The organism is Chlorogloeopsis fritschii PCC 6912 (genome assembly GCF_000317285.1).
In the GTDB taxonomy this organism is placed as follows: domain Bacteria; phylum Cyanobacteriota; class Cyanobacteriia; order Cyanobacteriales; family Nostocaceae; genus Chlorogloeopsis; species Chlorogloeopsis fritschii.
Genome location: NZ_AJLN01000095.1, coordinates 1 through 10,266, shown reverse-complemented (window position 1 = coordinate 10,266; position 10,266 = coordinate 1). Strand labels below are relative to the sequence as shown.

Sequence of the window (10,266 nt, the reverse complement as noted above, 5' to 3'; positions counted from 1 at the left end):
AAATTCCAAGACTCGTTAATGAGTATCTCAGACTAATAAATTACGTTCCAAGACTCGTTGATGAGTATTTGAAACTGATTAATGAGGTTTTAAGGCTCACCGACGAGTATCCCAGAGCGATCAATGAGGTTGTAAGACTCACCAACGAGTATCTGAAACTGACGAATGAGCTTTCAAGATTCATTAATGAGTATTTGAAACTGATGGATGAGGTTATAAGGCTCGCCGACGAGTATTAATTTATCAAGAACCATAATCGAATCTAAATTAATAGCTTAATCCAGGTTCTCTGGATCTATTCCTAGCTCACGCAATTTTTCCGCTAGCCGTTGAGCACGTTGTTCTGCTTGTTGAGCGCGTTGTGCTTCTTGTTGAGCACGTTGTGCTTCTTGTTGAGCACGTTGTGCTTCTTGTTGAATTTGTTCTTGTGGCGTAGGATAACGCTTACCTTCTTCGTCATACCAATAGAGCCATTCCCTTGTCACACCACAATAATTTCCCCTTTCGCAACCAATTCCTAAGCCTATTTCAGGTAGCCAAACAGGATTTCCCTCTAGCAATTTGTACTGACCATTAACTAATTTATGTACTTCTAAACGCGGTTTGCGGCGACGGCGAGAAGAATATATCACGTAATAAAGTACACCTAAATTTGCATAGTCATTAAATTTATCGGTATATTCTTTACGATAGTTTCGGGAAACTACTTCTAGCACCAAAATTGGCACAACTTTTTCATCCCACAACACATAACTGGGACGCAACTCTTCATCATAAAACCGTTCTACCCCCAGACTCAAAAATCCATCTGGTACTATGGGCGGTTGATCGGGATGATAATAAATCCCCATATCTATCCCAAAAAACCAGTCCATACGTTCTGCCCAAAGTATCAGCAGTATTGCCTTCAGCAAGCTTGGTATTAATTCTTGCAGTTCATTATCCACAGGAGTTTCGTCAGAGTCGGGTAGTTCTTCGGCTGAGGGCAAGTACCTCGGCAAGTTGTACTCTAACATGGCTGGTTTTCCTAAAATTCATCAAAATTATAGCGATTTATAGACAGCGATTGATGGACAATAAGACTATTAGATAAAATCCCATAAGCCTTAAATTACGTCAAAAAGCAGCTTGAAAACCGACAGCATTTTCTATCGCTTATTTCAGGAATTTCCCAGCATCTTCTTTGAACTGATTGGCAATCCTCCCGAAACCGCAAATTTATATCAATTTTCTTCAGTTGAAATCAAGCAAACAGCTTTCAGAATTGATGGTGTCTTTCTTCCCACTCAAGATGAAGAAAGACCGATTTATTTCGTCGAAGTTCAATTCCAACCTGACTCAGATATTTACTTGCGTCTTGTATCAGAATTATTTTTATACTTACGGCAAAATAAATCTAAAAATTCTTGGCAAGGAGTGGTTATTTATCCCAGTAGAAGTATAGATATTGGTGATAAGGAACATTTCATTGAATTCTTTCTCAGCCAGCGCATTAGTAGAATTTATTTAGATGAATTAGGTGAAGCTGCATCACTACCGATAGGTATTGCTACCATCAAATTAGTCATTGAAAATGAAAATACAGCAATTACTACTGCTAGAGAATTAATCAATCGCGCCAAGCAAGCGGTTAATATCCAACAGCAGCAATTACTAGAATTAATAGAGACAATCTTGGTTTATAAGTTTCCTGCGATGAGTCGAGAGGAGATAGAGGCAATGTTTGGGTTAACTGAGTTGAAGCAAACGCGAGTTTATCAAGAAGCTAGACAAGAAGGCAGACAAGAAGGCAAACAAGAAGGCAAACAAGAAGGCAAACAAGAAGGCCGTTTAGAGGCAAAATTAGAAGCTGTACCTAAATTGTTAGCATTGGGCTTGAGTGTAGAACAAATCGCACAAGCTTTAGATTTGAGTGTGACACAAGTTCAACAAGCAGCCCAGCAAATACCTCCGAATCAATAAGTTTTAAAAAGCGATCGCTACTTTTAAGGATTAGTAGACGTAGAAAAAGATAGTAAATTTGAGATTTTGAACCCACAACCACTAATGACAGAAAAAGTGGTGTGGGATGTACATTCTACTGCCCAACAGTAGCTGCTGAGTTAGAAGCAAATTTAATTCTGGGATCGGGCATGAACCTGTATCGCAGGTAAAAACCTGCCGTGACAAACACAACAATTAACAATGTACCAATTCCCATGGGGCTAGGAAGCCAGTAAACCGCTTCTATATGGTTAAGTTCACCGGGGTTTAGTTTCCACACTAGCTGATTTTTATTTCTTTGCACTTGAGGAGCATTTTCAGTTTTTTGAATGTTTCTTGCTCCCCAAGGAGTCTTCAAGCTAAATTCTAAATCCAGAATCGAACCGGCATTAGCTAAAACATTACCTTGACTAGAAATCAAACCAAGCGATCGCAAATCTAAATCATAAATTAAGCGATTGCGTACTAACAGTAAAAAATTATTTTGATACAAAAGCATATTGGATTCTATCTTTGGCAGTTCCGAGACAGATTCTGCTTTTGGATTAGTATTGGGGTGGAAAAATGTATTGAACTTCTTTTGTAATACCTGACTATTGTTGAAAGGAATTGTCACAATAATTTCGTCTTTAGAAAGCCGTCGGACTTTGCCTCCTTCTTGACGCGCTCGCTGCTCAATGCTGTTTAACCATTCGTATATCGGATCGCCACCGAAACTGCTAAACCGTTCTCCTAGCTTAATATGCTGCACCAGTTCACCGCTATTGGCATGATCGAAATTTACCCCCACTTGGTAATCTACACAACCTGACAATAGCAGAGATGCTACCAGCACAAGGCAAAGATGCTTTAACCCCAAGAAACTTCTTCTAAAAGTAGATAAATTCATCAATTTAAATCTCCTAAATAGTTATTAGTCATTAGTCATTTGTTAGTAGGTGCAGGTTTTATTGATGATTTTTCGGTTGAAACAGACAATTTATCTTCTAAACCCGCCCATACAATGGTTGGTTGTTTATTACTCCCCCTGTCTCCTTGTCTCCTTTTCCCCTTGTCTGCCCTGCTCTGCCTCCTAGCTTATAAACTGAACCAAATTAAACTACCCAACGTCAAAGCAATAACAATTAAAGCCACCCAGATAAAGCGATTATCCTTGGTATTCACTTGGCTAAGGTCAACAAATTCTACCTCCGGAGGCTTCCGAGGCTGAGAGGATTTGGTAGTATTAGCAGTAAAACGAATTTTGGCTTCGTTATCAGGTAGTGCACTAAAATCGGGAATTTCCGTCATCCATTCTTTAGGACGTTGTAATCGGGGTGCTCTGAGAATGTAATGCAACCGCCGTGCTTCCTTACTGGTTTCTGAGTGGGGATGGCGTTTGAGCTGTTCGCAAAGAGCGATCGCATCTTGTGTGCGTCCAGCTGCTTCATAAGCTGTCGCCAACCAAATTTGTACTTCACCTCCAAGGCGAGTATTACGAACCAAGAGGGCACTGGCTTTTTCTAGCTGTTCAACAGCTTCTCGGTATTGCCCGCTTTCAAGGGCGACTCTCCCTTTCTGGTAGCGAGTTTTAGCTATCTCTAAACTCTCTGAACTCACGTTTTGCTCACAAATCAGCACTGCCTTCATTGTGCCAATGGCAGCAACATTTTTGAAATCCTTTTGGTTAACAACTATGTCAAAAAACTTATCAAAGCAAGGTGATAAAAATATGTTTCAAATCAAGCTTCCCCAAGCACATTTACTGGGATTGGGTTTAACAGTAGCCCTGGTGAGTGCAACCGCCGCTCCTGCTTCCGCGGAAATAAAAATAATTGGTGGTGCAGATTTTTATAAAGGTAGCCAACCATCTAATGTTGGTAACATTATTTACGGAAGCCCCATCTCTGCTCCCATACCTGTAAATCCGGTAACAGGACTGACACCGGATCGCACCCATCATTCATCCCCAACTCACATCTATTACTCATCTCCAGGTCATAGTTATTATCCGTACCCAGATTACGACTATTACTTATACCCCACTCACACCTATCATCCATACCGACACGGGCGTTACAAAGACCGAGATACTATCTTAGTCAATCCTGTTTTGGTGAATCCTAGTGTTAGAAACTCAACACTAATTAATCCAACAATAGTTGATTCTTCTGCTCGTAAGCCAGGAAGACAACACATTATCATAAAATCTCCCTGGTAGAGAGGGGATAGGTGACAGGGGACAGGGGACAGATCAATTAAAAATTAAAAAGTAAAAATTAAAACTTTTGCTCGGTTGCATTTTTAATTTTCTAGTCCCTAGTCCCTAGTCCCTAGCCCCTAGTCCCTAGCCCCTAGCCCCTAGCCCCTAGCCCCTAGCCCCTAGCCCCTAGCCCCTAGTCACACAAATTGAGAGCCACCAATCATCGTACCAATGCCACCATCAGTAAAGATTTCTAGTAGTAGAGCATGGGGAATGCGACCATCAATAATGTGGGCGGCACGTACTCCTTGAGCAAGCGATCGCACGCAGCAATTGACTTTGGGGATCATGCCCCCACTGACTACACCATTAGCAATCAATTCGCGGGCTTCTTGAATATCTACTTTTGGAATTAAGCTAGAGGGGTCTTTATAATCTTTTAAAATCCCTTGTGTGTCGGTGAGCAAAATTAGCTTTTCTGCTCCCATTGCTGCTGCGATTTCTCCAGCTACGGTGTCGGCGTTAATATTGTAAGCTTGGCCAGTGTCATCGGCAGCCACGCTCGATACTACAGGAATATAGCCATTACTAACCAGTGTTTCTAAAATCTTAATCTTGACAATGCTCACTTCCCCGACAAAACCAATGCCTTCTTCTCCTTGAGGACGAGCTTTAATTAAATTACCATCCTTGCCACACAGCCCCACTGCTGAACCACCAGCTTGATTAATCAAAGAGACAATTTCTTTATTAACACGACCGACTAATACCATTTCTACAACATCCATTGTCGGCGCATCAGTTACCCGCAAACCATTCTTAAATTGCGCTTCTATTCCCAGTTTATCGAGCCAACTATTAATTTCTGGGCCACCCCCATGTACTAAAATTGGACGCAAACCAACACAGGACATAAATACGATGTCGCGGATGACTTTATCTTTGAGATTGCTATCTTTCATAGCCGCGCCGCCGTATTTGACAACAATGGTTCGGCCTGTAAATTGTTGGATATAAGGTAATGCCTCGCTTAACACTTGCACACGAGTAGCTGCGGCTTGCCGAATGTATTCAGTATCGTTAATCATGATGAGGAGCTTTTAATAGTTAAATTGGTACTCCCAACAATTTCTCACAGATTGGGGGAGAGTGGAGGAGGGGGAGAGGAGCTTCAGGGTCACCAGGAGAACAACCAGCTAACCACTGTACGGGCGGGTTTAAAATATAAATTGTTGGTTTTAACTCAAAGATCATCAACAAAACCCGCCCCTACTAACCACTGTACGGGCGGGTTTAAAAGATAAATTGTCAGTTCTAAACCAAAGATAATCAACAAAACCCGCCCCTACTAACAACCAACTACTAACCACTAACAAATGACAAATGACTATTGACTAACCACTAACAAAATAACTAACAACCATTCGGCAGAGAATCTGGTTTTTTGAGAACGCTGGGAATTGCTTCTAAAACTCGCGTGGAAATTTCTTCTGGTGTTTCCCCTTCTGTGATGGTAATTCGCAAATCTGCTTGAGCGTAAAGTGGTTGTCGTTGTTCGAGGAGCGATCGCAACTTTGCTTTGGGATCGGGATCTTGCAATAGCGGTCGGGTTGTGTCTTCTACTAAACGACTATACAGTATATCTACTGCTGCATCTAGCCAAACAACTAAGCCGTGGTGTAGATAACTCCAGTTTTCTCGCCGCAGGATAATTCCTCCACCAGTGGCAACTACTAGCTTTTGAATTGCACAAATTTGTGCTAAAACCTTGCTTTCTAACAGGCGAAACTCCGCTTCTCCTTGCTCGGCAAACATTTGACTAATAGGCTGCCCTACTGCTTTGACAATTACTTCGTCAGTATCTATAAACCCATAACCTAGCTGTTTAGCCAATAAACGCCCTACCGTTGTTTTACCAGCTCCTGGCATTGCAACTAAGTACAGGTTAATTCCTTTTAATAAGTTATTCACCAGTCGCTTTGCTCCAGCTATAATTAACGTCAATTTTTTAGCGATCGCTTTTTACTTTACCTTAAATTTTCTGCATTTCAACGACTTGCTTTGATATAATTTTTCAGTTGCTTTGCCAAAAATGTATGAGTTATCAGTAATGAGCCTGCTTTTTCTGCACTCAATTTCCAATGTTCTTCAATGAATCGTTCAATGATATATTCTCTAAGTACTGGTGTTAGAGAATAGCTCGATGCTTGTCTTTCTATCAGTGATCGCTTTTGTAGTAGCTCTATACCTTTCAATAATAAGTGTTGCGGCAAACCTGGTAATATATTACTTTCTATTGTCTGCAATGAAATAAAACTTGGATTGACTGCCAGGCAGTACATTATTTGCTTTTCTAAACTAGACAAACGATTAAACTGCTCGTCTAATATTATTCGTATGTTTCCACAAACCAAAGTGTTCTGTGCTAAAAATTCTTCTATACTATCACCAAAAAATTCATGAATTCTATTTGCAACTAATTTAATAAATAAGGGATTGCCTGCATACCACTCAGTAATTTTTATAATATTTTCTTGACTAGCTCCAGGTAAATCTTGATTGGTAAAAAATTTTATACTTTCTGCCTGATTTAAACCAGTTAATTTTAAACAACGAACAGGTAATGTTTTACCCTCCAAATCTGTAATCTCTCTCGGTTTATCTCGTGTAATTATCAATAAGCAGCTTTGGTGTTGTGAATCTCCTAAGCGCCTAATTAAATCTCCATATTCTTCATAACCTTGGTGATAGCCTGTATGAGGTAGAGAGTAAGAATAATTATTTTGGATTATAGAATTATTTGTCGGAAGATTAAAGTTTGTTGGTTCATCAGTATATTTATTACTTAAAATTGCATCCACATGGTCTAAGATGATAAGGCAACGAGAATAACGCAAGCAATCTAATAGTTGCGAAATAGTATAATTAATACTTGTTTCTATGCTATTAGTTAGTTGCTGTGGAGATAAAAATTGAATGAGTTGAGTTAAAATGCTTTCTAGAGGTGGGGCAAAATGTAATGAGCGCCAAATCACATAATCAAAGTTTTCTTGTACCTCTTGTACTAGCTTCACTGATAAAGCAGTTTTCCCAATCCCTGCCATACCACAGATTACTAATAATCGGCAACTGTCTTGAATAATATATTGTTTAACTAAGGCTAATTCTGTTTCTCTGCCACAAAAACTACTCACATCAGTTGCTTCACCTAAATCTAGATGTGAGTCTGGTTTAATAGTGACAAAATTAGAATCATTCTGTCTCGGAGTGGTGATGCGATCGCTATCTAAATCTACTTTTAGTAAATGTTTTTTGTAACCAGCCTTCTCCAACAAATAAGTTACACGACTCCAGTTTTTTACTTTAACTGCATATCCAGCTTGATTACTAACTAAATCTTCTATATACTTATATAATCCATTAGAAAGATAGACTCTAACTGTACTACTACTACGACTTTTATAAACTTTACTAGCAATTTCAGCCGGACTAAAACCGCAAAGCAAGCCGCGTAGAAACTTTTTTTCAACAGGGGTTAGAGCTTTTCCTTTGGCTGTGGCTAAATCTACATATAATTTTTCTATTTCCCAATGATTATTTGCTTCTAGAAATTCCTCTTCTATCTTCTCAAAATTAGACACAGTCATTACTGTTATTTCTTATAAGTAATTTAGAAATCATACTAACGACTGTTTGATGAAGCAATAATGAATGTATGATAAAGTTATAACGAATTTAATAACACTTGTTAGGTGAATTAACAGTTCCAGCTTCGCTATCTTTAGGCTTAACGGAACTTTCATGAAATTTGATTGAAACTTTATCCACCTAATTTACGTCAACTTCAAGAAGAGGGATTCACTACCCACAGAAGTTTCAAGTAGTTAAGTGTTTTTATCAGTACACTGAGAAGTTTCTGGTAATAAACTTATTTCTGCTTCAACCTGAACTAATTTAACTTGATTTGTCTAATTTGCAAATCAGTATATTTTTATTCAAAGGTGTAAAAAATGACTCAATTTATTTCGTGGTTGAAAAAAGCTTTGCCATCTTGAGCGATGGATATACAGAGAAAATACTGCGTGTTCTGAGCGAGCCAAATAAATTAAGTGTGGTTTTAGAGGTTTCAACCATGACTCGGATTCGAGACGTTGTACAAACAGCTTTATTAACTGGCTACTTAACTGTGGAGGCAGAAAATCAACTGCGACAATTGCTGACAACTCGTTATGATTTAGAAGATTTGAACGCTTTTATGACTTTACAGGAAGCTGCGATGATGGGCAAAGTTAAGCAGGAGTCTCGCGAACGTTGTGGTATTAAGTAGAGACCAAGACTATTCTGCCTCTGCTTATCGACGAGTGCGCTCATCTTCATTTTCGTTATCATCGTCTAAAAATCCCCAATCATCTTCATCTCCATCGACTTGGTTATCAGTCGGTGGTTGATAGGGGGGGACAATCACCCGATAATCAGCATCGTAAATTGATTCAGTTTTTCCCGCTCCAGAATTTTTAGGTTCGCGGTAGTTGTAGGAGTATACAGAACCTGATTTATAGCCGCTTTGTGGTTCTTGCGGTTTCTCATAAGTATAAGAGTCTCTAACTTGTGTAGTTTGAGGAGATTTAGATGTTTCCTCCGTCTCGTCAAAATCCCAATCATCATTAATACCACTTGTTTCCCAATCCTCTGCATTGCTACGGTTACTGTCAGTACTTTTACTTTGTGGTGGTGGTGGACTAGTGTAAGTATATTTAGGTTCTTCTGTAGGAGGGCGATCGCTCCCAGATGGAGTTCGTGTTTTTGGTGGCTTAAATGTGGATGGAGCCTGGCGTTTTGGTGCCGTAAAATAACTCGATAATTGAAACAAGATAGAAATTGCTAAAGAAGTAGCAGCACCAGCAGCAGTGCTGAATAAGATCCACATTGCTAGTGGCAACGCCTTAGTCTGCATACCCAAAAAGACTAGTGGGAGGACAGGTGACCAGTTTTGTGCTAATAACAGTGCTAGTCCTCCTAATAGTGCCACTAATAGAATTAAGCGAAATATAGCCATAGGGAATAGGGATTAGGGACTAGGGATTGGGGACTAGGGATTAGGAAGAGAAAGGGGGAGGGGGAGAGGAGCCAGCGCCGTGGGCGGGTTCCCCGACTTGGGGCGACTGGCGTAGGGAGACAAGAGGAAAATCTTTCTTTGCGTTCCTACCTCTCCGTGTCCTCTTCCCTGTCTCCTATACCCTCTTATTATCAATGATTACCTTGCCAACGCTGAATTGGGATGCAATCAATCTCTAGTTGATCTAGAGCACGGGCGACTACAAAATCAACTAAATCCTCAATCGTCTTGGGATTGTGGTACCAGGCAGGAATTGCAGGAACAATTCTGACTCCAGCTTCTGCAAGGGTGGTTAAATTCCGTAGGTGAATTAAGCTAAAAGGAGTTTCACGGGGAACTACCACTAGTTTTCGTCCTTCTTTGATCTGCACATCTGCTGCCCGCTCTAATAAGTCAGAACTCAAACCTGCTGCTAGCTTGGCTACTGTCGCCATGCTACACGGAATCACAATCATTCCGAGGGTACGAAAGGAACCACTGGCAATGTTCGCTCCCACATCACCCCAAGGATGACAGCGTAGTTTTCCTCCAACTTCAACTCCTGCTTGCTCTCGCCAAAATTGCTCTTGTTGAACAGCTTCTACTGGCATACGAATATTTTGCTCGGATTGCCAAACCATGTAGGTTGATTTGGAAGCAACCAATTCGATTGCATAGTCGGCTTGAAGCAAAAATTTGAGCATCCGCACTGCGTAAATTAGTCCAGATGCGCCTGATACTCCTAAGACTAGTGGTTGAGTTTGATTTGACACGCTGTTAAATGTGAAATTGAGAAATTAAGTAGTTAGTAGTTAGTTGTTAGTGGTTAGTTGTTAGCTATTAACTACTGTAAGGGTGGGTTTTCTCGTTACCAGGTTCAACCTGGTAACGAGGGTTTTGAGGCTTTGCCTGGTGGCTGTTGAGACTGTTGCAAGATGTTAGGTCACTAACCACTGTACGGGCGGGTTTAGAAGATAAATAGTCGGTTTTACCCCAAAAATCATTC

At 40.3% G+C, this 10,266-nt stretch carries 11 protein-coding genes and 1 pseudogene; 4 read left to right on the top strand and 8 right to left on the bottom strand.

All coding sequences use genetic code 11. The features are described 5' to 3' along the window. Positions 1-239: pseudogene (locus UYC_RS39520) on the top strand (hypothetical protein); the annotation flags it as partial. A gap of 36 nt (positions 240-275) precedes the next feature. Here the strand turns inward: UYC_RS39520 and UYC_RS0118205 are convergent. Beyond that, positions 276-1,016 carry a Uma2 family endonuclease gene (locus UYC_RS0118205; protein ID WP_016875887.1) on the bottom strand — a complete coding sequence of 247 codons (741 nt, stop codon included), beginning with the start codon at positions 1,014-1,016 and terminating at the stop codon, positions 276-278. A 112-nt stretch (positions 1,017-1,128) separates the two neighbouring features. Between UYC_RS0118205 and UYC_RS0118200 the strand changes: the two genes are divergently transcribed. Continuing rightward, entirely contained in the window at positions 1,129-1,962 is an 834-nt protein-coding gene (locus UYC_RS0118200) for an Rpn family recombination-promoting nuclease/putative transposase (protein ID WP_016875888.1), read from the top strand. A gap of 115 nt (positions 1,963-2,077) precedes the next feature. Here the strand turns inward: UYC_RS0118200 and UYC_RS0118195 are convergent, their stop codons facing one another. Beyond that, positions 2,078-2,872 (bottom strand): DUF3153 domain-containing protein, encoded by a 795-nt coding sequence (locus tag UYC_RS0118195; RefSeq protein ID WP_016875889.1) that lies wholly within the window; start codon positions 2,870-2,872, stop codon positions 2,078-2,080. Between the two features lie 188 nt (positions 2,873-3,060). Further along, complete coding sequence (locus tag UYC_RS0118190; RefSeq protein WP_026087538.1) at positions 3,061-3,582, bottom strand: tetratricopeptide repeat protein; 522 nt, start codon at positions 3,580-3,582, stop codon at positions 3,061-3,063. 76 nt (positions 3,583-3,658) lie between these two features. On the opposite strand from UYC_RS0118190, the gene UYC_RS0118185 reads away from it, so the two are divergent. Beyond that, positions 3,659-4,183: a hypothetical protein gene (locus UYC_RS0118185; RefSeq protein WP_235082985.1), complete on the top strand. Its 525-nt coding sequence runs from the start codon at positions 3,659-3,661 to the stop codon at positions 4,181-4,183. A gap of 179 nt (positions 4,184-4,362) precedes the next feature. Here the strand turns inward: UYC_RS0118185 and argB are convergent, their stop codons facing one another. From argB to UYC_RS0118170, 3 genes are all read right to left on the bottom strand, one after another. Continuing rightward, the gene (argB, locus tag UYC_RS0118180) at positions 4,363-5,256 is read right to left on the bottom strand and encodes an acetylglutamate kinase (protein ID WP_200862386.1); all 894 of its coding nucleotides are present in this window, start codon (positions 5,254-5,256) and stop codon (positions 4,363-4,365) included. Positions 5,257-5,578: 322 nt separating this feature from the next. Continuing rightward, a complete protein-coding gene (locus UYC_RS0118175) occupies positions 5,579-6,136 on the bottom strand; it encodes a shikimate kinase (RefSeq protein ID WP_016875893.1) in 558 nt (185 codons plus the stop codon). Between the two features lie 77 nt (positions 6,137-6,213). Then, positions 6,214-7,812, bottom strand: coding sequence for a helix-turn-helix transcriptional regulator (locus tag UYC_RS0118170; protein WP_016875894.1), 1,599 nt, complete (start codon positions 7,810-7,812; stop codon positions 6,214-6,216). A gap of 485 nt (positions 7,813-8,297) precedes the next feature. On the opposite strand from UYC_RS0118170, the gene UYC_RS0118165 reads away from it, so the two are divergent. Further along, complete coding sequence (locus tag UYC_RS0118165; RefSeq protein WP_026087539.1) at positions 8,298-8,492, top strand: hypothetical protein; 195 nt, start codon at positions 8,298-8,300, stop codon at positions 8,490-8,492. A gap of 24 nt (positions 8,493-8,516) precedes the next feature. Here UYC_RS0118165 and UYC_RS0118160 read toward each other — a convergent pair whose 3' ends face one another. Together UYC_RS0118160 and UYC_RS0118155 are read right to left on the bottom strand one after the other, a co-directional pair. Next, positions 8,517-9,221, bottom strand: coding sequence for a hypothetical protein (locus UYC_RS0118160; RefSeq protein WP_016875896.1), 705 nt, complete (start codon positions 9,219-9,221; stop codon positions 8,517-8,519). A gap of 191 nt (positions 9,222-9,412) precedes the next feature. After that, positions 9,413-10,033 (bottom strand): flavin prenyltransferase UbiX, encoded by a 621-nt coding sequence (locus UYC_RS0118155; RefSeq protein ID WP_016875897.1) that lies wholly within the window; start codon positions 10,031-10,033, stop codon positions 9,413-9,415. Between the last annotated feature and the right edge of the window lie 233 nt (positions 10,034-10,266).

Bases quoted from the DNA above. Each gene is read 5' to 3' on its own strand.
- UYC_RS0118205 (WP_016875887.1), bottom strand. From the start codon at position 1,016: ATGTTAGAGTACAACTTGCCGAGGTACTTGCCCTCAGCCGAAGAACTA.
- UYC_RS0118195 (WP_016875889.1), bottom strand. From the start codon at position 2,872: ATGAATTTATCTACTTTTAGAAGAAGTTTCTTGGGGTTAAAGCATCTT.
- UYC_RS0118185 (WP_235082985.1), top strand. From the start codon at position 3,659: ATGTCAAAAAACTTATCAAAGCAAGGTGATAAAAATATGTTTCAAATC.
- UYC_RS0118170 (WP_016875894.1), bottom strand. From the start codon at position 7,812: ATGACTGTGTCTAATTTTGAGAAGATAGAAGAGGAATTTCTAGAAGCA.
- UYC_RS0118165 (WP_026087539.1), top strand. From the start codon at position 8,298: ATGACTCGGATTCGAGACGTTGTACAAACAGCTTTATTAACTGGCTAC.
- UYC_RS0118160 (WP_016875896.1), bottom strand. From the start codon at position 9,221: ATGGCTATATTTCGCTTAATTCTATTAGTGGCACTATTAGGAGGACTA.